25 protein-coding genes and 1 pseudogene are annotated in these 23,835 nt (G+C 47.4%); 18 read left to right on the top strand and 8 right to left on the bottom strand.

All coding sequences use genetic code 11. The annotated features are described in order from the left end of the window. Positions 1-161 precede the first annotated feature (161 nt). The 5 genes from J4N44_RS15405 (at position 162) to J4N44_RS15385 (ending at position 5,983) form a co-directional block, all read left to right on the top strand. Positions 162-749, top strand: a complete 588-nt coding sequence (locus tag J4N44_RS15405; protein ID WP_050922681.1) for an aminodeoxychorismate/anthranilate synthase component II — start codon at positions 162-164, stop codon at positions 747-749. A 361-nt stretch (positions 750-1,110) separates the two neighbouring features. Beyond that, complete coding sequence (locus tag J4N44_RS15400) at positions 1,111-2,322, top strand: aspartate aminotransferase family protein (protein WP_005438347.1); 1,212 nt, start codon at positions 1,111-1,113, stop codon at positions 2,320-2,322. 108 nt (positions 2,323-2,430) lie between these two features. After that, positions 2,431-3,450: an arginine N-succinyltransferase gene (astA, locus tag J4N44_RS15395; RefSeq protein ID WP_005438349.1), complete on the top strand. Its 1,020-nt coding sequence runs from the start codon at positions 2,431-2,433 to the stop codon at positions 3,448-3,450. A gap of 28 nt (positions 3,451-3,478) precedes the next feature. Beyond that, on the top strand, positions 3,479-4,936 hold the full coding sequence (astD, locus tag J4N44_RS15390) for a succinylglutamate-semialdehyde dehydrogenase (RefSeq protein WP_017819681.1): 1,458 nt from the start codon (positions 3,479-3,481) through the stop codon (positions 4,934-4,936). Positions 4,937-5,191: 255 nt separating this feature from the next. Continuing rightward, positions 5,192-5,983 carry a DUF1338 domain-containing protein gene (locus J4N44_RS15385; RefSeq protein ID WP_005451448.1) on the top strand — a complete coding sequence of 264 codons (792 nt, stop codon included), beginning with the start codon at positions 5,192-5,194 and terminating at the stop codon, positions 5,981-5,983. A gap of 189 nt (positions 5,984-6,172) precedes the next feature. Here J4N44_RS15385 and crp read toward each other — a convergent pair whose 3' ends face one another. The 6 genes from crp to J4N44_RS15355 form a co-directional block, all read right to left on the bottom strand. After that, a complete protein-coding gene (gene crp / locus J4N44_RS15380) occupies positions 6,173-6,805 on the bottom strand; it encodes a cAMP-activated global transcriptional regulator CRP (protein ID WP_005381432.1) in 633 nt (210 codons plus the stop codon). Between the two features lie 239 nt (positions 6,806-7,044). Continuing rightward, positions 7,045-7,914, bottom strand: coding sequence for a phosphoribulokinase (locus J4N44_RS15375; protein ID WP_005432770.1), 870 nt, complete (start codon positions 7,912-7,914; stop codon positions 7,045-7,047). 124 nt (positions 7,915-8,038) lie between these two features. Then, entirely contained in the window at positions 8,039-8,251 is a 213-nt protein-coding gene (locus J4N44_RS15370; protein WP_029789497.1) for a YheU family protein, read from the bottom strand. A 70-nt stretch (positions 8,252-8,321) separates the two neighbouring features. Continuing rightward, the gene (locus J4N44_RS15365; protein WP_252044623.1) at positions 8,322-9,329 is read right to left on the bottom strand and encodes a hydrolase; all 1,008 of its coding nucleotides are present in this window, start codon (positions 9,327-9,329) and stop codon (positions 8,322-8,324) included. A gap of 100 nt (positions 9,330-9,429) precedes the next feature. After that, on the bottom strand, positions 9,430-9,909 hold the full coding sequence (locus J4N44_RS15360; RefSeq protein ID WP_009705493.1) for a TIGR02444 family protein: 480 nt from the start codon (positions 9,907-9,909) through the stop codon (positions 9,430-9,432). After that, positions 9,906-11,825, bottom strand: coding sequence for an ABC transporter ATP-binding protein (locus J4N44_RS15355; RefSeq protein ID WP_009702946.1), 1,920 nt, complete (start codon positions 11,823-11,825; stop codon positions 9,906-9,908). The genes J4N44_RS15360 and J4N44_RS15355 overlap by 4 nt, the downstream gene beginning before the upstream one ends. A 177-nt stretch (positions 11,826-12,002) precedes the next feature. Between J4N44_RS15355 and kefG the strand changes: the two genes are divergently transcribed. From kefG to J4N44_RS15330, 5 genes are all read left to right on the top strand, one after another. Next, positions 12,003-12,590 (top strand): glutathione-regulated potassium-efflux system ancillary protein KefG, encoded by a 588-nt coding sequence (gene kefG / locus J4N44_RS15350; protein ID WP_045401966.1) that lies wholly within the window; start codon positions 12,003-12,005, stop codon positions 12,588-12,590. Beyond that, positions 12,574-14,370: a glutathione-regulated potassium-efflux system protein KefB gene (gene kefB, locus J4N44_RS15345; protein ID WP_017190931.1), complete on the top strand. Its 1,797-nt coding sequence runs from the start codon at positions 12,574-12,576 to the stop codon at positions 14,368-14,370. The genes kefG and kefB overlap by 17 nt, the downstream gene beginning before the upstream one ends. Positions 14,371-14,405: 35 nt before the next feature. Then, the gene (locus tag J4N44_RS15340) at positions 14,406-14,606 is read left to right on the top strand and encodes a YheV family putative zinc ribbon protein (protein WP_005432753.1); all 201 of its coding nucleotides are present in this window, start codon (positions 14,406-14,408) and stop codon (positions 14,604-14,606) included. 88 nt (positions 14,607-14,694) lie between these two features. Beyond that, positions 14,695-15,270: a peptidylprolyl isomerase gene (slyD, locus tag J4N44_RS15335; protein ID WP_005432768.1), complete on the top strand. Its 576-nt coding sequence runs from the start codon at positions 14,695-14,697 to the stop codon at positions 15,268-15,270. 130 nt (positions 15,271-15,400) lie between these two features. Continuing rightward, positions 15,401-16,342: an isoaspartyl peptidase/L-asparaginase family protein gene (locus J4N44_RS15330; RefSeq protein ID WP_252044622.1), complete on the top strand. Its 942-nt coding sequence runs from the start codon at positions 15,401-15,403 to the stop codon at positions 16,340-16,342. A gap of 94 nt (positions 16,343-16,436) precedes the next feature. On the opposite strand, the gene J4N44_RS15325 is transcribed toward J4N44_RS15330, so the two are convergent. Both J4N44_RS15325 and J4N44_RS15320 read right to left on the bottom strand, forming a co-directional pair. Continuing rightward, positions 16,437-16,664: a SlyX family protein gene (locus J4N44_RS15325; RefSeq protein ID WP_252044620.1), complete on the bottom strand. Its 228-nt coding sequence runs from the start codon at positions 16,662-16,664 to the stop codon at positions 16,437-16,439. Continuing rightward, positions 16,661-17,647: a WD40 repeat domain-containing protein gene (locus tag J4N44_RS15320; RefSeq protein ID WP_005451464.1), complete on the bottom strand. Its 987-nt coding sequence runs from the start codon at positions 17,645-17,647 to the stop codon at positions 16,661-16,663. Before J4N44_RS15320 ends, J4N44_RS15325 begins: the two co-directional genes overlap by 4 nt. Positions 17,648-17,775: 128 nt before the next feature. On the opposite strand from J4N44_RS15320, the gene fkpA reads away from it, so the two are divergent. The 8 genes and pseudogenes from fkpA to fusA all read left to right on the top strand — a co-directional run bounded on the left by fkpA (position 17,776) and on the right by fusA (position 23,816). After that, positions 17,776-18,558 (top strand): FKBP-type peptidyl-prolyl cis-trans isomerase, encoded by a 783-nt coding sequence (fkpA, locus tag J4N44_RS15315; protein WP_005451465.1) that lies wholly within the window; start codon positions 17,776-17,778, stop codon positions 18,556-18,558. Between the two features lie 144 nt (positions 18,559-18,702). Then, positions 18,703-19,420 (top strand): annotated as a pseudogene (locus J4N44_RS15310) (helix-turn-helix transcriptional regulator). 2 nt (positions 19,421-19,422) lie between these two features. Continuing rightward, positions 19,423-19,818 carry a sulfurtransferase complex subunit TusD gene (gene tusD, locus J4N44_RS15305; protein ID WP_005438379.1) on the top strand — a complete coding sequence of 132 codons (396 nt, stop codon included), beginning with the start codon at positions 19,423-19,425 and terminating at the stop codon, positions 19,816-19,818. Further along, the gene (tusC, locus tag J4N44_RS15300; protein WP_005451467.1) at positions 19,815-20,171 is read left to right on the top strand and encodes a sulfurtransferase complex subunit TusC; all 357 of its coding nucleotides are present in this window, start codon (positions 19,815-19,817) and stop codon (positions 20,169-20,171) included. The genes tusD and tusC overlap by 4 nt, the downstream gene beginning before the upstream one ends. A gap of 7 nt (positions 20,172-20,178) precedes the next feature. Further along, positions 20,179-20,454 (top strand): sulfurtransferase complex subunit TusB, encoded by a 276-nt coding sequence (gene tusB / locus J4N44_RS15295; RefSeq protein WP_005438388.1) that lies wholly within the window; start codon positions 20,179-20,181, stop codon positions 20,452-20,454. A gap of 178 nt (positions 20,455-20,632) precedes the next feature. Continuing rightward, positions 20,633-21,007 carry a 30S ribosomal protein S12 gene (gene rpsL / locus J4N44_RS15290; protein ID WP_004399892.1) on the top strand — a complete coding sequence of 125 codons (375 nt, stop codon included), beginning with the start codon at positions 20,633-20,635 and terminating at the stop codon, positions 21,005-21,007. Positions 21,008-21,107: 100 nt separating this feature from the next. Then, a complete protein-coding gene (rpsG, locus tag J4N44_RS15285) occupies positions 21,108-21,578 on the top strand; it encodes a 30S ribosomal protein S7 (protein WP_005438390.1) in 471 nt (156 codons plus the stop codon). 138 nt (positions 21,579-21,716) lie between these two features. Then, positions 21,717-23,816: an elongation factor G gene (gene fusA, locus J4N44_RS15280; protein WP_005451470.1), complete on the top strand. Its 2,100-nt coding sequence runs from the start codon at positions 21,717-21,719 to the stop codon at positions 23,814-23,816. The last annotated feature ends 19 nt before the right edge of the window (positions 23,817-23,835 follow it).

Below are 23,835 nucleotides of genomic sequence, written 5' to 3'. Positions count from 1 at the left end.
TAAATAGCTGTAAAGACCAAAGGCCAGCCTATGCTGGCCTTTTTATTCAGCAAAAACTTGCCTTTCTTGCTTGGTATAGCAAAATACCGCCCTTGATTGTCACGAACGTGGCGATTCACCACTTAAGCATTGCCAAAACGGATTGGAGCAACCGACCTTTTATGTTGTTGATCATCGATAACTACGACTCTTTTACCTACAACCTTTACCAATACTTCTGCGAGCTTGGTGCAGACGTAAAGGTGGTGCGTAACGATGAAATCGACATCCAAGGCATTGAGGCGCTCAACCCAACTCATTTGGTGATCTCTCCAGGTCCCTGTACCCCTAACGAAGCGGGTATCTCTCTACAAGCTATCGAATGCTTTGCTGGTAAGTTACCAATCTTAGGCGTTTGCCTTGGTCATCAGGCGATTGCGCAGGTGTTTGGAGGGGAAGTGGTACGTGCTCGACAAGTGATGCACGGCAAGACATCACCAATTCGTCACAACGGTCGCAGTGTGTTTAAAAACCTTAATAACCCACTTACGGTAACCCGCTACCACTCTCTCGTGGTGAAAAACGGCACATTACCTGATGTGTTTGAATTGACCGCTTGGACTGAACTGCCTGACGGAGCCATGGACGAAATCATGGGTTATCAGCATAAAACCCTGCCAATTGACGCGGTACAGTTCCATCCTGAGTCGATTAAGACAGAACAAGGTCACGAGCTGCTTGCGAACTTTCTTGCGCGCAAAGCGATCTGATCGCGATCACCTTTCTTAACAAATTCTTCATGTTTTTCGCCTGAGAATGGGAATGCAAAACTATGCGTTCTGTCTATTTGGTGGCGGCTATTCATTTTTCTCCTTTCTTTCTAAACCTTGCTATACATAACTTTTATAAAAAATCGCTTCTCTATTTACGTTTCTTGGTGCATAAATAATCATAGATAGTGAGTATGGGTAGTCGTGCTCGGAAGCGAAAAGAATAAATCACTATTGAAATGGTTAATTAAATGTAAATACAATGCCGCAATAGCTTAAATGCAAAACATTATTTGCTGGCAAAGAGTGCCGGTTAAATTCGCTTATCTGCTAGGCATGCGGTATCAAGAAGGAATGTGCAATGACAACGGAAAACAAAGTAGAGCGCGGTTTATTCGATGAGGTAATGGTACCTTGCTATAACCCGATGGAAATGATCCCTGTAAAAGGTGAAGGTTCACGCATTTGGGATCAGAACGGAAATGAATACATCGACTTTGCTGGTGGTATTGCGGTGAGCTGTCTTGGTCATTGTCACCCAGTTATGGTGAACGCATTGACTGAGCAAGGTAACAAGCTTTGGCACCTAAGTAATGTTATGACTAACGAGCCAGCACTGCGATTGGCGAAGAAGTTAACAGAAGTCAGCTTTGCTGAGCGCGTGTTCTTCGCTAACTCTGGCGCAGAAGCAAACGAAGCGGCACTAAAGCTAGCACGTCGTTACGCAGCAGACGTTCATGGTACAGAGAAATCTGAAATCATCGCATTCAAACAAGGTTTCCACGGTCGTACTTTCTTCACGGTAACAGTAGGCGGTCAAGCGGCTTACTCAGACGGTTTTGGTCCTAAACCTGGCGATGTGACACACCTTCCTTACAACGATATCGAAGCACTTCAAGCACACATGTCGGATCGCACTTGTGCCGTAATGATGGAGCCTCTGCAAGGTGAGGGCGGCATCATTCCACCAACACCTGAGTTCGCTCAAGCAGTTCGTGAACTGTGTGACAAGCACAACGCACTGTTGATCTTCGATGAAGTGCAAACTGGTAACGGTCGTACGGGTCACTTCTACGCATACCAAGGTCTAGGCATTACGCCAGACATTCTAAGCACAGCGAAATCACTGGGTGGCGGTTTCCCTATCGGTGCCATGCTAACGACGGCAAAACTGGCTGAGCACATGAAAGTGGGCACGCACGGTTCAACTTACGGTGGTAACCCACTAGCGTGTGCAGTTGCAGAAGCAGTTGTTGAAGAAGTGACAAAACCAGAAGTACTGGCTGGCGTATTAGAGCGTGAAGCCATGTTCCGTGAAGGTCTGGAGAAGATTAACGCGAAATACAACATCTTCTCTGAAGTGCGCGGTAAAGGTCTACTGCTTGGTGCAGCACTGAATGAAGAGTGGCAAGGTCGTGCGCGTGATGTACTGGTTGCTGCAGGTAAACAAGGTCTCATGGTATTGGTTGCGGGTGCCAATGTCGTACGTTTCACACCATCACTCGTTATCACACAACAAGAAATCGAAGAAGGTTTGGCGAAGCTGGATAAAGCGATCGCAACGCTGGTTTAAGCGCGATCTCCGCTTATCGTCAACCTAGACACCCCCATCAAGGATCTCTGATGGGGGTATTGTTCCTACAATATAGTTAGGATCTTCTTGCATCTGGAGGGAGTATTGATGCTAGTAGTTCGCCCTATCGCAATGTCGGATTATGACGCGCTGCACACCTGTGCGGTTGAGTCAGGTCATGGATTTACATCTCTACCGGTTAACGAAGAACTGTTAACCAATCGAATCAAGCACTCAGAATACAGTTTTGGCAAACCTGACGTTAAGGAAGCCGGTGATGAAGGCTACCTAATGGTGGGTTTTGAATCTGAAACTGGTGAAGTGGCAGGTACCACAGGTATTGAAGCTTCGATCGGCTGGGATGTGCCTTTTTATTCTTACCACATCAGCAAAGTGGTGCACTCGTCACCAAAGCTTGGCGTAAACAACGTGGTGAAGCTGCTGACGTTTGGTAATAACTACACGGGTAACAGTGAAATCTGTACCTTGTTCCTACGTGAGAAATTCCGTGGTGGCTTGAACGGGCGTCTGATGTCAAAGTGCCGTTTCTTAATGATGGCAGAGCACCCAGAACGTTTCTCGGAAACCATCTTTGCTGAAATGCGTGGCGTATCAGACGAGAACGGTAACTCGCCATTCTGGCAGTGGCTTCAAGAGCATTTCTTCTCTATCGATTTTACGCTTGCGGATTACCTAACTGGTATCGGCAAGAAAGGCTTTATCGCCGACTTGATGCCGAAGTTGCCAATCTACATCAACCTACTGAGCCCAGAAGCGCAAGCTGTGATTGGTAAAGTGCACGACAACACACGTCCAGCATTGAAGCTGCTTGAGCGTGAAGGTTTTACCAACCGTGGATACGTCGACATTTTCGATGGTGGTCCAACGGTGGAATGTGATCTACGCAATATCGAATCGGTACGCCACTCATTCCGCGCGCAAGTCAAAATCTCGGAGCACACCAGCACACAAGACTTCTTGATGTGTAATTCGTCATTCGAGAACTTCCGTGCAGCCGCAGCAAAAGCAGCGTATGACGCAGAAACGCAAAGCGTAGTGCTAGCCCCAGAATTGGCGGATGCACTCTTGGTTGAGGAAGGGGATTTTGTTCGCCTTCTTCCGCAGTAACTGACGACAGAATTTAAGGATAGAAACAATGACACATTGGATTGCAGGTGAATGGGTACAAGGTCAGGGTGAAGCATTTACGTCTCTGTCGCCTTACAACCAAGAAGTGATCTGGCAAGGCAACGGCGCAACAGCAGAGCAGGTTAACCAAGCGGTATCTGCGGCGCGTGAAGCGTTTGTTGATTGGAAGAAGCGCCCATTTGCAGAGCGTGAAGCGATCGTGTTGGCTTTTGCTGAGAAAGTAAAAGAGAACAGCGAAAAAATCGCTGAAGTGATTGCCAAAGAAACCGGCAAGCCAATCTGGGAAACACGTACCGAAGCGGCAGCGATGGCAGGTAAAATTGCGATTTCTATTCGTGCTTACCACGACCGTACTGGTGAAGCGACACGTGAAGCCGCAGGAAACCAAATTGTATTGCGTCATCGCCCATTGGGTGTGATGGCGGTGTTTGGTCCTTATAACTTCCCGGGTCACCTGCCAAATGGTCACATCGTGCCAGCACTATTGGCTGGTAACACCGTGGTCTTCAAACCGTCTGAGCAAACGCCATGGACGGGTGAACTCGCTATGAAGCTGTGGGAAGAGGTCGGTCTACCAAAAGGTGTGATTAACCTAGTCCAAGGCGCGAAAGAAACCGGTATTGCGCTGGCGGATGCGAAAGGTATCGATGGCGTGCTGTTTACTGGTAGTGCAAACACAGGTCATGTTCTACATCGTCAGTTTGCTGGTCAGCCGGGCAAAATGCTGGCGCTTGAAATGGGTGGCAACAACCCGATGGTTATCTCGGATAACTACGGTGACTTAGACGCAACGGTTTACACCATCATCCAATCTGCCTTCATCAGTGCAGGGCAACGCTGTACCTGTGCTCGTCGACTATACATTCCATTTGGCGACAAGGGTGATGCAGTCATTACTAAGCTGGTGGAAGCGACACGCAATATTCGTGTAGGCCAACCATTTGCAGAGCCTGCGCCTTTCATGGGACCGCAAATTTCGGTAGCGGCGGCCAAGTTCATTCTCGATGCACAAGCGAACTTGCAATCACTGGGTGGCGAAAGCTTGATTGAAGCAAAAGCAGGCGAAGCGGCGTTTGTTTCTCCGGGCATCATCGATGTGACGAACATTGCCGAGTTGCCAGATGAAGAGTACTTCGGCCCACTTCTGCAAGTGGTGCGCTACGAAGGGCTAGAGAAAGCAGTAGAACTGGCGAACGATACGCGCTTTGGTCTATCTGCAGGTCTGGTTTCAACCGATGACCAAGAATGGGAATACTTCGTGGACCACATTCGTGCTGGCATCGTGAACCGCAACCGTCAGCTGACGGGCGCAAGTGGTGATGCGCCATTTGGTGGTCCGGGTGCGTCGGGTAACCTACGCCCTAGTGCTTACTACGCAGCAGACTACTGTGCGTACCCAATGGCATCAATGGAAGGACAAGAGACGGTCTTACCTGCCACATTGAGCCCGGGTGTAAGCCTGTAATAGAGAAACACGAAGTGGTGACAAAGTATCACCGCTTCTCTCTGCCGGAGCTATTTACCAAGTTAGGATTCTGGTAAGCGCGCTGGCAAACGCCAAAGGCGAGCTTAAGACTCTCCAGAGCGTGTTGACTGACTGGCACTTATGCCACACATACCGTCACAGGTTGATGACCGCTCGTTCGTGATTCTGGACAGTGTGAACGAGCGGTCAACTTCCTCTTACCCCTAACTCTACATTTCATAACAAGGAGTCGTTATGACGCCCGATGTGTTATTTGAATCGCTATGGCAAGACTACATTCAACGTCTTTGCCCTTCTGCTGCTAAAGTTCATCAGCTTCTTCAAGAAGATGAGCCTCTGATTAATGACCATATTGCGCTACGTACGTTTAATGTCGCTCCCCTAGGCATTGAAACGTTAGCGAAGCCATTCCTAGCGGTGGGTTACAAAGCCTGTGGTGACTACGTATTTGAAAGCAAAAAGCTGGTGGCAAAACATTTTGAGCACCCAGATCCGAAACAGCCAAAAGTCTTCATCAGTGAATTGAAAGTGGATGAGTGCTCACCAGAGCTACAAGCCATCGTTCATAAACTGGTAGAGCAGGTTGATGCTTCTAAATTGACCAGCAGTGACTTCTTGTACGGCGGACGTTTGTGGGACCTTAGCTATGCTGACTTCCAAATCTTAGCGAAAGAGAGTGAGTACGCCTCTTGGCTTGCTGCGCACGGTTACGGAGCGAACCACTTCACGGTGAGTGTGAATCAACTCAATCAGCATGAAGAAGTGAAGCAAGTGAACGACCACCTACGCACCGTAGGCTTTATCATCAACGAGAATGGCGGTGAAGTAAAAGGCACGCCAGAGGTGTTACTAGAGCAATCATCGACCATGGCAGACAAAGTGCCAGTGACCTTTACTGAAGGCGTTGAGGTGATTCCTGGAGGCTTCTACGAGTTTGCTAAGCGCTACCCAATGGATAACGGTGAGTTGTACCCAGGATTTGTAGCTGCATCGGCAGATAAGATCTTCGAGAGTACCAACGGTTAATAGATACAAGACGAGAGCCGCTTCGCTTCGAGAGGGTTTTTACTTGGAATCTGAGAGGGCTTCATCTCAAAGGATGAAGTCCGTTGTGAAGTGCAGCGCTCTCGACTCTCAATGTCTAACTCCCAAAAAAAGAAAAAGCCACCAAACTTGCATTTGGTGGCTTTTAAATTTTTTAAACGTTAATCGAGATTAACGAGTCCCGTAAACAACGATAGTCTTACCGTGCGCAGAAATTAGGTTCTGCTCTTCTAGCATCTTCAAGATACGACCTACTGTCTCACGAGAACAGCCAACGATTTGACCGATTTCTTGACGAGTGATCTTGATTTGCATGCCGTCTGGGTGCGTCATCGCATCTGGTTGTTTAGCAAGGTTCAGAAGAGTCTGAGCGATACGACCAGTTACGTCTAGGAACGCTAGGTCACCCACTTTTTGGCTAGTAACTTGTAGACGACGAGCCATTTGCGCTGAAAGACGCATTAGGATGTCTGGGTTAACTTGGATAAGTTGACGGAATTTCTTGAAAGAAATCTCTGCCACTTCACAAGGAGATTTAGCGCGAACCCAAGCTGTACGCTCTTGGTCTTCTTCGAATAGACCAAGCTCACCAATGAAGTCGCCTTGGTTTAGGTAAGAAAGGATCATTTCCTTACCTTCTTCGTCTTTGATAAGAACCGCAACAGAACCTTTAACGATGTAGTACAAAGTCTCTGCTTTTTCGCCCGCGTGAATTAGCGTGCTCTTTGATGGGTACTTATGAATATGACAGTGTGAAAGAAACCACTCTAATGTTGGGTCGGTTTGAGGTTTACCTAGAACCATAATATCTCACTTCCTCTGCAGGGTACGCTTGCGCTATCCATATTTTAGCTAAGCCTGAATTGGCTTACTAGAATAAGAGCACTTTTTATATGCTGCAAGCTCTCTTGTGTTTCGGTTAGAAATAGTATCCTTTTTCGGAAACGATTTCTTGATTTTAATCGTGCCATGATTGAGATTTTGTAAGCAAAACTGTGCACATGATCACGGTATGAAAAGTAAACACTCAATTAACGAGGTTTTTAGCCAATTTTCCCGGTTTCGATGAGTTGCTGCAAAATCGGTCTCACTATGAGCTCCATTGCAAAGCTCATCTTACCGCCAGGAACCACAATGGTGTTATGGCGAGACATGAAGGAGCCATCAATCATCGCCAACAAATACGGGAAGTCGACGTTCTTGATACCGCGCAGGCGGATCACCACGAAGCTTTCATCCAAGCTAGGGATGCCTTTAGCGTTAAGTGGGTTAGAAGTATCGACGGTTGGTACGCGTTGGAAGTTGATATGTGTGCGAGAAAATTGCGGGGTAATGTAGTTCAGGTAATCGTCCATCGAGCGCACGATCGAATCCATCACCGCTTCTCTTGAATGACCACGATCGCGCGTGTCACGAACAAACTTTTGGATCCATTCCAAGTTCACAATCGGCACCATGCCAATTAGAAAGTCGACGTGACGCGCCACATTGACATCACCATCTACCACGCCACCGTGTAAACCTTCGTAGAACAGCACATCGCTGTTTTCTGGCAGATCTTGCCAAGGCGTAAAGGTGCCCGGCATTTGGTTGTATGGAACGGCTTCATCAAAAGTGTGCAGATAGCGGCGCACGCTGCCAGTGCCATCTTCACCGAACTGACGGAAGAACTCTTCTAGCCCCGGAAAGTCATTGGCTTGTGGACCAAAGTAGCTGATGTGTTTGCCTTGCTCACGCGCTTTGCGGATTTCGACATCCATCTCTGGACGTGTAAAGCGGTGGAAGCTGTCACCTTCAACCCACGCTGGTTTGACGTTCATCATATTGAACATCTTGCGGAAGGCTTCAGAAGTGGTGGTAGTGCCGGCACCGGACGAACCAGTAACCGCAATGATTGGGTGTTTCGCTGACATGACAAACCTTGTCGAAAATTACTTACCTGTAAAGTGCAGCACACGTATGCTGCACGGTCGATAACCCACTATAGCACGTAACAAGCCCTTGTCATCGAGTGGGATACGGTAAAATGTGAAGGGGCTAAAACTTTGCTTTTAGTTGGATATCAACCGTTTCATGAAGCTCAGAAAATACGATGACCGCTTCGCCTTTCTCTAATTGGGTTTTGACCTGATCGATTTTACTCTGCAGTGAAACTTCGACTGAGCCGTAGTCGGTGCCTTCACGTAGCACGAATTCACGGATCAGGTTTTCTAGTGTCTCTGGCGCAATGTCTTGCCATGGAATGATCATAAATACCTCAAACTTTTATGATGTTTAAGCGCGCCTCTTAGGTTATTGATGTCTGGCGCGCCTAGATAGTTTACTGTGTTCGTGGCACTGATACAGCTGAAAGGTACTCAGCGGCGATACTTTCGTAATAAGCCGGTAATGCTTCTTCTAACCAGAATTTAGGTTTTAATGCCGTGCCCGTCAGGAAGCCAACGTGTCCACCATGTTCATAAAGCCGATAATCAATGTTGTCTGGCAATACGAATTTTGGGATCACCTCTTCGGTCATAAACGGATCGTCTTTGGCGTGGATGATCAAGGTTGGCAAGGTGATCTGTTGCAACTTGCTTAAGCCTGAACATTGATCGTAATAATCTTGCGCGTCTTTAAAACCATGCAGAGGCGCGGTGATCAAGTCATCAAATTCATACAAGCGAGTCACGCGTTTGATCGAGTTATACGACAAGGCGAGTTCACCTTGGATTAAGTCGTGCTTTTGCAGTGCATTGCGTTTGAGTGAAGAGAGCAAGTAACGTCGGTAAACTTTCGAGAAGCCCTGCTCAATACGATTGGCACATGCTGCCAAGTCCAGTGGTGCAGAGACAATGGTTGCGGCACTTAATATTGGGTCGTCTTTATACTCAGCCAAGTAGTTCGCCAGCATGTTACCGCCAAGGGAAATGCCGACCGCAACTTTAGGGTTGTTAGGGAATTGCTGATTGAGTTGCTGAAGAAAGAAACGAGCATCCGTTACTTCGCCAGAATGATAGGCGCGGGCTTTCTTGTTTGGCTTACCGCTGCAACCACGAAAGTGCATCATCACTGACAGCCAACCCGATTTAGAGAAGGCGTTCATCAAACCGTTCGCATACGGACTATAGAAGCATCCTTCTAAGCCATGAAAGAGGACGAAGATTGGTTTGTTGTGAGCGGCTTCAGAATCTGGCTGTTGTGACCACGCCAAATCTAAGAAGTCACCATCCGGTGTATCGAGTGTTTGCCAAATAGGCGTAAACAACGCTTTCTTGCGGATAAAGCGTGGCAATAGCGTCTGAAGATGCGGGTTCTTAATCCCGGTGGCTGCGAAAAATTGTGTCATACCTAACTGCTCTTATATGGTCCTTCAATGTTCGCTGAAGAACTTATTAATATAATCCTTTATAGCTTTAGTATAGATATTTTACTGGTTTATGACGGATTTATGGATGGTGAATGTTCGGAACGGGAATTGAGAACGCCTGTTGCAAATGCTCTCCACCCAATTGGCGGCAGTATCTCAGTGTCAGTGGGTCACCATCGTTTTTGACTAATTGAAGTGAGTTAACACAGTCAACTAAGTCTGATTGCTGCTGCTTTTCGAGCTGCAATTCGAACTGTAATGCTTCACGATAAAGTGCGTCGTTGACTTGCGCTTTGAGGTGGCGACGAAGTTCGCGGTAAGAGTGGAGTAGGGTTTCGCTTCGACCAAGACAGCCTTGAACTAAATGCCAATCTTGTTCTTGGAAAATCACCTGCTGCTCATCGAGCCATCTGAGCAGCAGTAATAGGTTCACGTTGCCGTGGTAGTTGTTTTGCAATGATAAGCACGCTTCCTTCACTTCTCGCACACCATAAAATTGCAGACTGAACTGCCAAAGGTGTTCTAGGGTAAGAGTGTATTCTGCGTGCTCGTTTGTCATTGATTAAACTCTAGTTCCATCTGCTCGAGTGTTTCTTGGGCAGACATCCATTCCATTTCTACTTCTTCAAGATCTGCTTTGCTAGAAGCTTGAAGCGCCAACACTTCGTTAAGTTTAGCCTTGTTTTCGGCTTCATACAGCGAGTTATCCGCTAATTGCTCTTCTGCTTTCGCTAGAGCTTCACCTAACTTATCCATTTTGTTTTCTAACTGTGTCAGCGTTTTGCGAATTGGTGCGGTCTGCTTACGAAATTCTGCTTCGCGTCGCTTTTGCTCTTTTTTCGCCGCTGCACTGTTGGCGTTATCTTTAACTGGCTGAGCCGCTTGTGCTTCTTTACGCTCGGCTTTTTGTTGCTCGGTCAACCACTTGTAGTAATCGTTCAAGTCACCGTCGAATGGTGCGACTTGGCGATCGTGCACAAGGTATAAATCATCTGTGGTTGCACGCAATAGGTAGCGATCGTGCGAAACAATCACCATCGCACCTTCGAATGTTTGCAGTGCCATGGTCAGTGCTTGGCGCATGTCCAAGTCCAAGTGGTTGGTCGGTTCATCGAGTAGCAATAGGTTCGGTTTCTGCCACACAATTAATGCCAATACCAAACGTGCTTTTTCGCCACCAGAAAACGGTGCGACTTTCTCAAGTGCTTTATCACCTTGGAAACCAAAGCTACCTAGGTAATCACGTAGCTGCTGCTCGGTTTGATCTGGTGCGATTTGCATCATGTGCTGCAGCGGTGTTTCTTCTGGGTGCAGTGTTTCTAGTTGGTGCTGAGCGAAGTAACCGATCTTCACGCCTTGTGAATAAGTGAGATCGCCGCCTTGCGCTTTGAGCTCACCAGACAGCAATTTGATCAAGGTTGATTTACCCGCGCCGTTACGACCAAGTAGACCAATACGGCTGCCCGGCACTAAGTTAAGGCGGATCTTCTCTAAGATCAGGTTGTCACCGTAGCCTGCCGATACTTCATCCATCATCATGATTGGGTTTGGTAGGGCTGCAGGATCGCGGAACTGGAAACTAAATGGGTTATCGAACTGCGCTGGCAGTACCTTCTCCATACGCTCCAGAGCTTTAATACGGCTTTGTGCTTGGCGCGCTTTTGATGCTTTGTAACGGAAGCGGTCAATGTAGCTTTGCATGTGCGACATCTGTTTCTGTTGCTTCTCAAACATCGCCTGTTGCAGCACCATCTTTTGTGCGCGTTGGTTTTCGAATGACGAGTAGTTACCCGTGTATTCGTTCAACTGCTGGTTCTCGATGTGAATGATGCGACCAACGATCGGGTCCAAGAAGTCACGGTCGTGCGAGATCAGAATCAGCGTACCAGGGTAGTTTTGTAGCCAGCGCTCTAGCCACATTACCGCGTCCAAATCCAAGTGGTTGGTTGGTTCGTCGAGTAACAGTAGATCAGAACGACACAATAGCGCTTGAGCCAAGTTAAGGCGCATACGCCAACCACCCGAGAACTGAGTCAGGTTCCAACTCATTTGCTCTTGGCTAAAGCCCAGACCATCAAGCAGTTCGGCAGCACGTGCGCGAATGCTGTAACCGCCAATGGTTTCAATTTTGCCGTGGATCTCCGCAACTAGGGTGCCGTTGTCTTTCTCTTCGGCGATCGCCAGTTGAGCTTCAAGATCGCGGAACTCACGATCACCATCAATCACGTATTCCAGTGCGCTACGGTCGAGTGCAGGCGTTTCCTGTGCAACCCAAGCCAATTCCCAATGTTGAGGTTGGCTAAATGAGCCTGCATCAATCGACAGTTCATCTTTTAGTAGGGCAAACAGAGTTGATTTACCACAGCCGTTTTTACCAACCAGACCCACTTTGTCGCCCGGGTGAATGGTTGCAGATGCTTGGTCTAAAAGAGGTTTACCGCCACGCAGTAACTGAATATCAGAGAAGGTAATCATAGAGTTTTAATTCACTTTGCGCAGTGCGCGTTTCTTGGTCGTTGATCTCGCGGTGAATAGTAGGGGTATTGGCGGGAAAAGTCGATCTCTGCGCTTTAATTGCATTATGCTATACAAAAAAGTATAACAAACTGATAACGATAATTTTCCCTGAGAAATCAACACAAGGACGACCATTTGGCTGTTGCTACGCCCATTCCTCCGAGGGTTCTGGTTATTTATGCTCACCCAGAACCGCAAAACTCCATTGCCAACCAAGTGATGATTAAAAAAATCGAATCACTGGGTCATGTCACCGTGCACGATCTTTATGGCGCGTACCCTGATTTCTTTATTGATGTGAACTACGAACACGATCTGCTGATGTCGCATGATGTGATCGTTTTTCATCATCCTCTCTATATGTATTCCTGTCCTGCACTGTTGAAAGAGTGGATGGATCGTGTGTTGGGCAAAGGTTTTGCGTTCGGTGATGGTAGCGCATTAGCGGGTAAGTACTGGCGCAGTGTGATCACTACTGGCGGTAAAGAGGATGCGTTCAGCCCGATGGGTTACAACAAATACCCACTTGAGCAAATTCTACAACCGTTTGAACTGACTGCCGCTTTATGTCAGATGCATTGGATTGAGCCTTTAGTGCTGTACTGGTCGCGTAATGTATCGGATATCGAACGTTATCAGCATGCTGAACAATATCGTCAATGGCTGAACAACCCCCTGAGAGAGTGGGATGAGCAAGGAGGTCGACATGGCGATAACCAGTGAGTTTCTTCAAAGTAGTGTGGTATTCCTTTCTGCTGCCGTTATTGCGGTGCCGATTGCCCAGCGGCTGGGTCTGGGGTCTGTGCTTGGCTACCTGATTGCAGGCGTTCTAATTGGTCCTTGGGGGCTGGGGTTAATCAGTGATGTGGACGCGATTCTCCACTTCGCCGAACTCGGGGTGGTGTTGCTGCTGTTCTTAATTGGTTTGGAACTCAACCCTAAAAAGTTATGGCAGATGCGCGGACCAATCCTCGGTCTGGGTGGCGCTCAAGTTATTGTCACCACGGCGGTGATAGGCAGCATCGTCAGCCTGTTTGGATTGAGCATGCAAGTGAGCTTAGTGATCGGTATGGGCTTGGCACTCTCGTCCACCGCGATTGCACTAAAAGTGATCGAAGAACAGGGGCAAGCTGGCACGGAAACCGGACAATCGGGTTTTGCGGTGCTGCTGTTCCAAGATATTGCCGTCATCCCGATGCTCGCCATGCTGCCATTACTCGCCGGTGGTCAAAGCGGCGGTGATTGGTTAGATGCTATTTGGGTGTTAGGCAGTGTGGTTGCGTTATTAGTTGGTGGTCATTTCCTCTTACGTCCTCTGTTCCGTTTTGTGGTGATGAGTGGTGTGCGAGAACTCTTCACCGTTGCCGCCCTCCTAGTCGTACTTGGCATTTCTGTTGCGATGCAAAAGCTGGGGCTGTCGATGGCACTCGGTACTTTCTTAGCGGGCGTGCTGCTGGCAGAAAGTGAATACCGTCATGAACTAGAAATTGCGATTGAACCGTTTAAAGGTCTGCTACTTGGCTTGTTCTTTATTGCTGTGGGTATGGCAGTGAATCTTGGTTTGTTAGCCTTGCAACCGTTCGCAATTATTGGTGCCGTGATTGCTCTCGTGATGGTCAAAGGTTTGGTGCTGTATGTCTTGGCTCGCACTGCTCGAGTCCGTGCGAAATCGCGCAGTCGTATGGCGGCGATTTTGAGCCAAGGTGGTGAGTTTGCGTTTGTGATTTTTACCGCTGCAAGTCAAGAAGGAATCTTAACCAAAGAGCAAGTTGCCTTCCTGTTGGTGGTGGTGAGCTTGTCGATGGTGACCACGCCGCTGTTGCTCATGGGGCAGAAGAAGTGGTTTGCGCACACGCTTAACCAAGAAGAAGAGAGCGTGACGACCAATGTGGTGGATCGTCGACCACGAGTGATCATCGCAGGCTTTGGTCGTTTTGGTCAGATTGTTGGACGCCTGATGTACGCCAACAAGATCAAAGTAACGGTACTAGAAAGTGACGCGAGCCAAATCCACTTGCTGCGTAAATACGGTTATAAGGTGTTTTATGGTGATGCGACTCAGATTGATTTGTTACGCGCCGCGGGAGCGGATAAAGCAGAAGCCTTAGTGATCTGTACCGACTCACCAGATGAGGTGATGGCGATTGTCGACATTTGCCGTGCGCACTTTCCGAAGTTGAAGATCCTTGCCCGTGCTCGCAGCCGCGTAGAAGCCTACCAGTTAATGAACCATGGCGTGCAAAATTACTCGCGAGAAACCTTTTTAGGCGCATTAGATCTAGGTCGCCAAGCGCTCGTAGAATTAGGCATGCACCCGTATCAAGCAAAGCGGGCAGAAGCACATTTTCGCAAGCTAGATAATGCTATGCTCAAAGACTTGTTGCCTCAGCACAATGAGGACAAAGAACTCGCTCAACGCTCGAAAGAAGCACGTAAAGAACTAGAAGAAATCTTCGGTCGTGAAATGGAAAGCGACCAACAGTCGCCAAATCATTGGAAGTAGTACCCGCGCAGCATCAAGCGGGAAAAGGAACAAAAGTGAAAGCCAAGAAACGTTTTATCGCGGGTGCAAGCTGCCCGCAATGCAGTCAGCAAGATACTCTGCGCTGGTGGATTGATAACAACATTGAGCTGGTTGAGTGTGTCGACTGCGATTATACCGAGCAGCGTAAACCGCAATCTGTAGAAAAAAATAAACACTCAGAACAAGAAATGATCGGGATTTTTAAGCCTGAGTAATTGAACTTCGTTAATTGATCCCCATAATACTATCATCTCGGTACTTAACCCCATTCTGGTTAGGTCAATTAATCTCCCTGGAGTTAGTATGAAAATTGAAAAGAACGTTGTTGCAAGCCTTGCATACAAAGTAATGTTGGAAGACGGTGTTGTTGTTGATCAATCAACTTCTGAAGCACCTCTTGATTACCTTCACGGTCACAACAACCTAATCACTGGTCTTGAGAAAGAACTAGAAGGTAAAGTGGCTGGCGACAAGTTCTCAGTAACAGTAGCTCCTGAAGATGCGTACGGCGACCACAACGATGCACTAGTGCAACGTGTTCCTGCAGACGTATTCCAAGGCGTTGACCAAATCGAAGTTGGCATGCGTTTTCTAGCAGATACTGACCAAGGTCCAATCCCTGTAGAAGTAACTGAAGTAGACGGCGACGAAGTTGTTGTAGACGGCAACCACATGCTAGCTGGTCAAACACTAACTTTCGAAGTAGAAGTTATGGCTACTCGTGAAGCGACAGCTGAAGAGATCGAACACGGTCACATCCACCAAGGTGGTGGCTGTTGTGGCGGTCACGACCACGATCACGAAGGCGGCTGCTGCGGTGGCGAAGAAAAAGCTGACGACCACGAATGTTGTGGCGGCGGCGGTTGCGGTTCTCACTAATCGCACGCTCTTCACTAGATAACGCTATCTAGCAAAGCTTTAAAAAGCGCAAGTTGAGGTTTCAACTTGCGCTTTTTGTCTATCTGGGGTGTAGTGCCAATCATACAAGGAATAACAGTTGGACAAAGCGATGACGAAACCTTTCTCGATTGCCATTCATGGCGGTGCAGGCACTATCTTGCGTGAACAGATGAGTGACGAACTGCGACAATCCATCTTGGCGGATTTAGAAGCTGCGGTAAAAGCGGGGCATCAAATCCTAGCAACAGGTGGTGAAGCCATAGATGCGGTCGTGGCGGCAGTGAAAGTGCTGGAAGACTCTCCTAATTTTAATGCGGGTAAAGGCTCGGTACTGACCCATAACGAGATGGTCGAAATGGATGCCTCTGTGATGGATGGTCGACATCAAGCCGCAGGGGCAGTCGCTGGGGTGCGTCATATCAGAAACCCCATTGAACTCGCTCGTGACGTGATGCGAAACAGCAACCATGTATTGTTGGTGGGCGAGGGCGCAGAGAAGTTTGCTTTTGAACAAGGTCATGAGTACACCGAGCAGGATTACTTCTTTACCGATCGCCGCTATGAGCAGTTGCTGTCTATGCGTGAGAAAGGACTGTTTGCTCTGTCGGAATCTCGTTACCCAGATGATCGTAAGCACGGTACGGTTGGTGCAGTGGCATTGGACCAACAAGGCAACTTAGCCGCTGCCACCAGTACTGGTGGCGTGACCAACAAGAAATACGGTCGAGTGGGAGACTCCGCTCTGATTGGTTGTGGTACGGTGGCAGAGAATGGTGTCGTCGCGGTTTCCACTACGGGTGTCGGTGAGTTCTTTATTCGTAAACGTGTTGCGGAAGACGTTGCAGCACGCATGCGTTATTTGCAAGAAGACGTTCATACGGCGTGCGAACACATTATTCAGGGTGATTTAAAAGCAATGGGCGGCGAAGGTGGTTTGATTGCAATTGATGCTAAAGGTGAGCTGCACTTTGCGATGAACAGTTCTGGCATGTACCGAGCTGGCATCAATACGCAAGGCGAGCTGACCGTTAAAATCTACGCAGACGAATAATTTCGTCCCGCTCATTCCTAAGCAACATTTTTAAGTAGCGAATACAACAAAGCCCAGAACACGTTCTGGGCTTTATGCTATTTGAGCCTGCATTTTAATAATGCGGTGGTGGGGTTTCTTCTGACGGATCGGCTAAATTCGACGAGTCCATATTTTTCACTTTACCTACCACATATTTCATCTGATCGAGCATCTTGGTAATTTGCAGTTGTTGCTGCGACAAGGCGCAGTTCAGATCTTCAATAGTCTGTTCTTGGAACGCAAGCTGACATTCTAAGTCATTGATGCGAGCTTCCAATTGCTGAATGATTTTATCTGTCATGATCCGTTCTCTAGCTGCCAAGCTTGGGCAATGCCCGCAGAAGTGGCAGTAATTACACGTTGCTTGGAATCAAAGGCTGCATCATACACGACCGCGCGGGGAGGGCGAGTATCTTTTTTCGGCTCAACTTCAAATCCATCGACGCGTTTGCCGGTCTGGGTATCCCACACCATCACACGACCTGAAGGTGTGCCAGTTACTAACAAGCTGCCATCATCGGAGAAGCGCGCCGTCGAAAAGATTAACTGACGAGACCAACTGCTCAGTTGCGTGACTTCTTCACCCGTCTCTAAATTCCAGATGATGGCTTGGTTGCCACCGTCTGAGGTCATGGCCAGTTTGCCATCTCTCTGTAAAGCGACTCTGACTACGCGTTGGTCGTGCTCAAAGGTACGCAATACCAGCCCTGTTTCGGTATCCCACAGATACGCTTTGTAGTCGTTGCCACCTGTGAGAGCGAAGCGACCGTTGGGCGAGATAGCGACAGAATTGACTTTTTCTTGGTGCGCAAGGAACTCTAGCCGACGACCAGTGACTAAGTTGACGTAAATCGCTTTACCGTTGGACAGTCCAAGTAATACCTGTTCACCGTTACTGGTGATATCAACGTCTCGAATCAGCGCGTCATCGATAGACCACAGCCCTTCAGCTTGAGTCCACCCGAGATCCCACACAGCGAAGTTCATTTGGCTTGCTGTGACTGCATAACGACCATTGTCTGAAATGCGAATATGGGAGACCACGTTGGCGGCTTGATCGAGTTCACCCAGCTTTGCGAGTTGTTTGTTTTGCTCCAAATCCCAAAGAACCAATTGGTGCTCTTTGGAGTACAGCAGCGCAAATCGACCATCTCGGCTGAGCGCAAAGCTGGTGGAACCTTGTGGTTCGAGTGACCAACGTTGAACATCACGATCGGTAAAAAAGCATCCATTTAACGTGGTGATGACAATTAAATATAGGAATAAATGAGAAATTCTTTGCATCACATCTAATAATCCGGTTTGTGTCTTAAGACATATAGCTAGTATATTGGTATAACGATTGTCTTCACTAGTCTCATAGAAGATTTGTGCACAACAACCAGTGGCTAAGCCATTATTGGGAGAATTTAATGAAATCAGTTTTAAAAGTGTCGCTACTTGCTGCAACAGTAATGCTAGCGGTAGGTTGTCAAAAAGAAGAAACAAAACCAGAAGCAGCACCTCAAGCAGAACAAGTTCAAGCAGAGACTGGTAAAGCAGTTCACTTTAAAACAGACGATGACAAAGCGGCTTACGCGATCGGTGTTTCATTTGCTAACTACCTAAGCACTAGCATTGAAAAACCAAGCGAAATTGGCATCAACCTAAACAAAGACCTAGTTCTTAAAGGTATCGAAGACGTATTTAAAGATAAAGCAGCGCTAAACGAAGAAGAAACTCGTGCCGCTCTAGAATCTCTAGACAAGCGTGTTGCAGAAACTATGCAAAAGCAAGCGGCTGAGAAAGCAGCTGAAGCGAAGAAAGCTGGTGATGACTTCCGTGCGGAATTCGAGAAGCAAGAAGGCGTAGTGAAGACAGAATCTGGTCTTCTATACAAAGTTGAAACACCGGCTGAAGGCGAGAAGCCAAAAGACACCGACACAGTTCAAGTACACTACAAAGGTACTCTGATCGACGGTACTCAATTCGACAGCTCTTACGATCGTGGTGAACCAGCAACGTTCCCACTAAACCGCGTAATCCCAGGTTGGACTGAAGGTGTTCAGCTAATGCCTGTAGGTTCTAAGTTCAAATTCGTTATCCCGCCAGAGCTAGCATACGGTGACCAAGACACACCGAGCATTCCTGCTAACTCAACGCTAGTATTCGAAGTTGAGCTACTAAAAATTGAGAACGACAACGCTGCTCAATAATTATCCTTAGCGATAACTCGATGAAAAAAGGTCCGTTTTACGGGCCTTTTTTGTTCTAGGTCACTAGTTGGTGAGTTTGCTAGGTTGCCTTTCAAATTTTCTGATAAACTTACACCAATTTGTTGATTTTTCGCTCGAAGGCTTATGACAACTACAGAAACAATAAATGCGGAAATGTTGCTCGAAATGGAATCTGTCAACGTGATGCCATTTACCGAGCACGATAAAATCATCTTGAGATCTTACGAAGCGGTCGTTGACGGCATTGCCAGTCTTATTGGTCCGTTCTGTGAGATCGTTCTTCACTCACTGGAAGACCTCAATACCTCTGCAATCAAAATCGCTAACGGTGAGAACACCGGTCGTCAGGTAGGTTCTCCTATCACTGACTTAGCACTTAAGATGCTGAAAGACATCGAAGGTTCTGAGCGTAACTTCTCACGTTCGTACTTCACCCGCGCTAAAGGCGGCGTATTAATGAAGTCGATCACCGTTGCTATTCGTAACGGCGAAAACCGGTGTGATTGGTTTGCTTTGTATCAACGTCAACCTTGATGCGCCTTTCTCTCAAGTGCTGCAATCTTTCATGCCAACGCAAGAAGCGAAAGAAGCGGCGTCATCCGTTAACTTCGCAAGTGATGTTGAAGAACTCGTAGACCAAACGGTTGAGCGTACGATTGAAGAGATCAACGCCGACAAATCCGTCTCGAACAACACCAAAAACCGTCAGATAGTGATGGAACTGTACGACAAAGGTATTTTCGATATCAAAGACGCTATCAACCGTGTCGCAGATCGCCTGAATATCTCTAAACACACCGTTTACCTATACATTCGTCAGCGTAAGACTGAGGACGAATAAGCGTGAGTGGATTAACTTACACGCTGGTAGTGAACGGGCCGGTTTACGGCAGTCAATCGGCGCGCAGCGCATATCAATTCGCACAAGCGGTAATTGAACAAGGACATACTCTGGTGAGTGTGTTCTTTTACCAAGATGGCGTCACTAATGGTACGGCTTTGAGCGTGCCTGCCAACGACGAGTTTGACCTAACCAAAGCATGGCAATCACTCGCACAGCAACACGATGTTCGTCTGGAAACCTGCGTAGCAGCCGCTTTGCGTCGCGGCATCATCAGCGAAGATGAGGCGAATCAACATGGTCTTGAGCAGAACAACCTAGCGACAGGGTTCGAGCAAGCCGGTTTGGGGAGCTTAGCCGAAGCCATGTTAACGCAAGATAGAGTGGTGCAGTTTTGAGTCAGTTAACTTACCTATTTCGTAGCGCGCCTCATGGTAACAATGCAGGGCGTGAAGGTGTGGATGCGCTGTTAGCAGCGTCTGCGTACTGTGAAGACATCACCGTTCTATTTGTTGGGGATGGTGTGTATCAGTTACTGCTTGGACAAGAGCCTAAAGGCATCTTAAGCAAAGACTACGCTCCAATGTTGAAGTTGTTCGACTTGTACGACATTGAGCAAGTGTTTGTTTGTGCCGATTCGCTTGCCGAGCGTGGCTTGGCTCAAGCCGATTTAGTCATTGATGCAGAGGCGCTAAATACAGAGCAACTAAAAGCTCAACTGCAACAAGCGGGCAAACTGCTGTCATTCTGAGGAAGCCATGTTACATATCATCAAATCCGTAGCTGCATTAGACGATGCAATGGCACTGTACAGTGAGCAAGATGATGTCTTGTTGATTGAAGATGCCGTGTACGCTGCGAACCCTCAGCATAAGGCGTTCAGCAAGGTAAAAGGTCCATCAGTGTTTGCGCTACAAAGCGATATTGAAGCCCGCGGCATGAGCAATCGTATCAGCCCATCTATTGAGGTGATTGGCTATGCTGGCTTTGTTGAACTAACAGCAAAACAAGCCAAATCTCTGACTTGGGATTAACCCTTCTTTCCTGTCGATTGAGCTTTACGGATTAATTGCCCTAATTGAACAAAAAAGATCCGTATATTTCTTGACACACCTCTCACTGCTGCATAGAATTTTGCGTCCCTAACTGCCAACCGCTGTTAGGGATAGATTTTTCACAAAGCTTACTTTCAAGTAAATCAGGAGCTAGTTAATGGCAACTATTAACCAGTTGGTACGTAAGCCACGTGCAAAGCAAGTTGTTAAAAGCAACGTGCCTGCACTAGAAGCGTGCCCACAAAAACGTGGTGTATGTACTCGTGTTTACACTACTACACCTAAAAAACCTAACTCAGCACTTCGTAAAGTTTGTCGTGTACGTCTGACAAACGGCTTCGAAGTTACATCGTACATCGGCGGTGAAGGTCACAACCTTCAAGAGCACAGTGTTGTACTAATCCGTGGCGGTCGTGTAAAAGACCTTCCGGGTGTACGTTACCACACTGTTCGCGGTGCACTTGACTGTGCTGGCGTTAACGACCGTAAACAAGGTCGTTCTAAGTACGGTGTGAAGCGTCCTAAGTCTTAATGGATTCCGTTAAGTAAGGCCAAACACTAAATTATTTTTAATTTTTTGAAAAAACTGAAAAGTTTTGGATAAAACCTGAAGAAGACAACGGAGAAAATCCATGCCACGTCGTCGCGTCATTGGTCAGCGTAAGATCCTTCCAGATCCAAAGTTCAAATCTGAACTGCTGGCAAAATTCGTTAACATCCTAATGGTTGACGGTAAAAAATCTACTGCAGAAAAAATCGTTTACACTGCACTAGATTCTATGGCTGAAAAGTCTGGTAAAGACCACTTAGCTATTTTTGAAGAAGCTCTTGAAAATGTTCGCCCAGCGGTAGAAGTTAAATCTCGCCGTGTAGGTGGTTCAACTTACCAAGTACCTGTAGAAGTACGTCCGGTTCGCCGTAACGCACTTGCTATGCGTTGGTTGGTTGAAGCTGCGCGTAAGCGTGGTGAAAAATCTATGGCTCAACGCCTAGCTGCTGAAATGCTAGACGCGTCTGAGAACAAAGGTACTGCGGTTAAGAAACGTGAAGACGTTCACCGCATGGCTGACGCAAACAAAGCGTTCGCTCATTACCGTTGGTAATACCTTTTCAGTGCTGCAAGGTTCCTTGCAGCACTTCTTTAGTTCCTATGCCTATGCTAGGAACTATTGCTATATCTAGGGGATAGCATTTTTTAGTTATAGCAATAGTCCCTATCTCTAAGTTAAGAGGATTCAATCGTGGCTCGCAAAACTCCTATTGAGCGCTACCGTAACATCGGTATCTGTGCTCACGTAGATGCAGGTAAAACAACCACTACTGAACGTATTCTGTTCTACACTGGTCTGTCTCATAAAATCGGTGAAGTTCACGATGGCGCAGCAACCATGGACTGGATGGAGCAGGAGCAAGAACGTGGTATCACAATCACGTCTGCGGCGACTACTACCTTCTGGCGTGGTATGGAAGCACAATTCCAAGAGCACCGCGTTAACATCATCGACACTCCTGGACACGTTGACTTTACTATCGAAGTAGAGCGTTCTCTACGCGTACTTGATGGTGCAGTTGTTGTGTTCTGTGGTTCATCTGGTGTTGAACCTCAGTCTGAAACTGTATGGCGTCAAGCTGACAAGTACCACGTTCCACGTATGGTATTTGTTAACAAGATGGACCGTGCAGGCGCTGACTTCCTACGCGTTGTGGACCAAATTAAAAACCGTCTTGGTGCGAATCCTGTTCCAATCCAACTAAACGTTGGTGCAGAAGATGATTTCCGTGGTGTTATCGACCTTATCAAGATGAAGATGATCAACTGGAATGAAGCCGACCAAGGTATGTCGTTCACATACGACGAAATTCCAGCTGACATGCAAGAGCTTGCAGAAGAATGGCGCAACAACCTAGTTGAAGCGGCAGCAGAAGCAACTGAAGAGCTAATGGACAAGTACCTTGAAGAAGGTGAACTGTCTGAAGCAGAGATCAAACAAGCTCTACGTACTCGTACACTAAACAACGAAATCGTACTGGCTACTTGTGGTAGTGCGTTCAAAAACAAAGGTGTTCAAGCAGTACTAGACGCAGTGATCGAGTTCTTGCCATCGCCAATCGACGTACCTGCAATTAAAGGTATCGACGAAAGAGAGAACGAAGTTGAGCGTCACGCAGACGACAACGAACCGTTCTCAGCACTAGCATTCAAGATCGCGACTGACCCATTCGTGGGCACGCTAACTTTCATGCGCGTTTACTCAGGTGTTGTGAACTCAGGTGATGCTGTTTACAACTCAGTAAAAGACAAGAAAGAGCGTTTCGGTCGTATCGTTCAGATGCATGCGAACAAGCGTGAAGAAGTAAAAGAAGTTCGCGCTGGTGATATCGCAGCTGCTATCGGTCTGAAAGACGTTACAACAGGTGACACACTATGTGACCAGAACCACAAAGTGATTCTAGAGCGCATGGAATTCCCTGAACCTGTAATTCAGATCGCTGTAGAACCTCGTTCTAAAGCAGACCAAGAGAAAATGGGTATCGCGCTAGGTAAACTGGCAGCGGAAGACCCATCATTCCGCGTGGAAACGGATGACGAAACAGGTCAGACTCTGATCTCTGGTATGGGTGAGCTTCACCTAGATATCATCGTTGACCGTATGAAGCGTGAATTCAGCGTTGACTGTAACGTTGGTAAACCTCAGGTTGCTTACCGTGAAACCATTCGTGGTAAAGCGGAAGTAGAAGGCAAGTTCGTTCGTCAATCTGGCGGTCGCGGTCAATACGGTCACGTATGGATCAAACTTGAACCTTCAGAGCCTGGTGAAGGTTTCGTATTCGTAGACGAGATTGTGGGTGGTGTGGTTCCTAAGGAATACATCAGCTCGGTATCGAAAGGTATCGAAGAACAAATGAATAGTGGTGTTCTAGCGGGTTACCCTGTTCTAGATATTAAAGCAACACTATTTGACGGTTCTTACCACGATGTTGACTCAAGCGAGATGGCGTTCAAGATCGCTGGCTCGATGGCATTCAAGAAAGGTGCACTAGAAGCACAACCTGTGATTCTAGAACCAATGATGAATGTTGAAGTAACTACGCCGGAAGATTGGATGGGTGACGTTGTTGGTGACCTAAACCGCCGCCGCGGTATGATCGAAGGTATGGATGAAGGTGTGGCTGGTCTTAAGATCATTCGTGCTCAAGTTCCACTATCTGAGATGTTTGGTTACGCAACTGACCTACGTTCTGCAACTCAAGGCCGTGCGTCTTACTCTATGGAGTTTAACGAGTACGCTGAAGTACCGAAAAACTTCGCAGATAAAATCATTGCAGACCGTGGTTACTAATTAAAACGCTTTGAGCTGA

It is taken from the genome of Vibrio sp. SCSIO 43155, from assembly GCF_023716605.1.
GTDB lineage: Bacteria > Pseudomonadota > Gammaproteobacteria > Enterobacterales > Vibrionaceae > Vibrio > Vibrio harveyi.
This window is presented reverse-complemented; position numbering and strand designations above follow the sequence as displayed.

What these genes read in the sequence shown, in the direction of transcription:
- J4N44_RS15405 (WP_050922681.1), top strand. Translation starts at nt 162, where the DNA reads ATGTTGTTGATCATCGATAACTACGACTCTTTTACCTACAACCTTTAC.
- J4N44_RS15400 (WP_005438347.1), top strand. Translation starts at nt 1,111, where the DNA reads ATGACAACGGAAAACAAAGTAGAGCGCGGTTTATTCGATGAGGTAATG.
- astA (WP_005438349.1), top strand. Translation starts at nt 2,431, where the DNA reads ATGCTAGTAGTTCGCCCTATCGCAATGTCGGATTATGACGCGCTGCAC.
- astD (WP_017819681.1), top strand. Translation starts at nt 3,479, where the DNA reads ATGACACATTGGATTGCAGGTGAATGGGTACAAGGTCAGGGTGAAGCA.
- J4N44_RS15385 (WP_005451448.1), top strand. Translation starts at nt 5,192, where the DNA reads ATGACGCCCGATGTGTTATTTGAATCGCTATGGCAAGACTACATTCAA.
- crp (WP_005381432.1), bottom strand. Translation starts at nt 6,805, where the DNA reads ATGGTTCTAGGTAAACCTCAAACCGACCCAACATTAGAGTGGTTTCTT.
- J4N44_RS15375 (WP_005432770.1), bottom strand. Translation starts at nt 7,914, where the DNA reads ATGTCAGCGAAACACCCAATCATTGCGGTTACTGGTTCGTCCGGTGCC.
- J4N44_RS15370 (WP_029789497.1), bottom strand. Translation starts at nt 8,251, where the DNA reads ATGATCATTCCATGGCAAGACATTGCGCCAGAGACACTAGAAAACCTG.
- J4N44_RS15365 (WP_252044623.1), bottom strand. Translation starts at nt 9,329, where the DNA reads ATGACACAATTTTTCGCAGCCACCGGGATTAAGAACCCGCATCTTCAG.
- J4N44_RS15360 (WP_009705493.1), bottom strand. Translation starts at nt 9,909, where the DNA reads ATGACAAACGAGCACGCAGAATACACTCTTACCCTAGAACACCTTTGG.
- J4N44_RS15355 (WP_009702946.1), bottom strand. Translation starts at nt 11,825, where the DNA reads ATGATTACCTTCTCTGATATTCAGTTACTGCGTGGCGGTAAACCTCTT.
- kefB (WP_017190931.1), top strand. Translation starts at nt 12,574, where the DNA reads ATGGCGATAACCAGTGAGTTTCTTCAAAGTAGTGTGGTATTCCTTTCT.
- slyD (WP_005432768.1), top strand. Translation starts at nt 14,695, where the DNA reads ATGAAAATTGAAAAGAACGTTGTTGCAAGCCTTGCATACAAAGTAATG.
- J4N44_RS15330 (WP_252044622.1), top strand. Translation starts at nt 15,401, where the DNA reads ATGACGAAACCTTTCTCGATTGCCATTCATGGCGGTGCAGGCACTATC.
- J4N44_RS15325 (WP_252044620.1), bottom strand. Translation starts at nt 16,664, where the DNA reads ATGACAGATAAAATCATTCAGCAATTGGAAGCTCGCATCAATGACTTA.
- J4N44_RS15320 (WP_005451464.1), bottom strand. Translation starts at nt 17,647, where the DNA reads ATGCAAAGAATTTCTCATTTATTCCTATATTTAATTGTCATCACCACG.
- fkpA (WP_005451465.1), top strand. Translation starts at nt 17,776, where the DNA reads ATGAAATCAGTTTTAAAAGTGTCGCTACTTGCTGCAACAGTAATGCTA.
- tusB (WP_005438388.1), top strand. Translation starts at nt 20,179, where the DNA reads ATGTTACATATCATCAAATCCGTAGCTGCATTAGACGATGCAATGGCA.
- rpsL (WP_004399892.1), top strand. Translation starts at nt 20,633, where the DNA reads ATGGCAACTATTAACCAGTTGGTACGTAAGCCACGTGCAAAGCAAGTT.
- rpsG (WP_005438390.1), top strand. Translation starts at nt 21,108, where the DNA reads ATGCCACGTCGTCGCGTCATTGGTCAGCGTAAGATCCTTCCAGATCCA.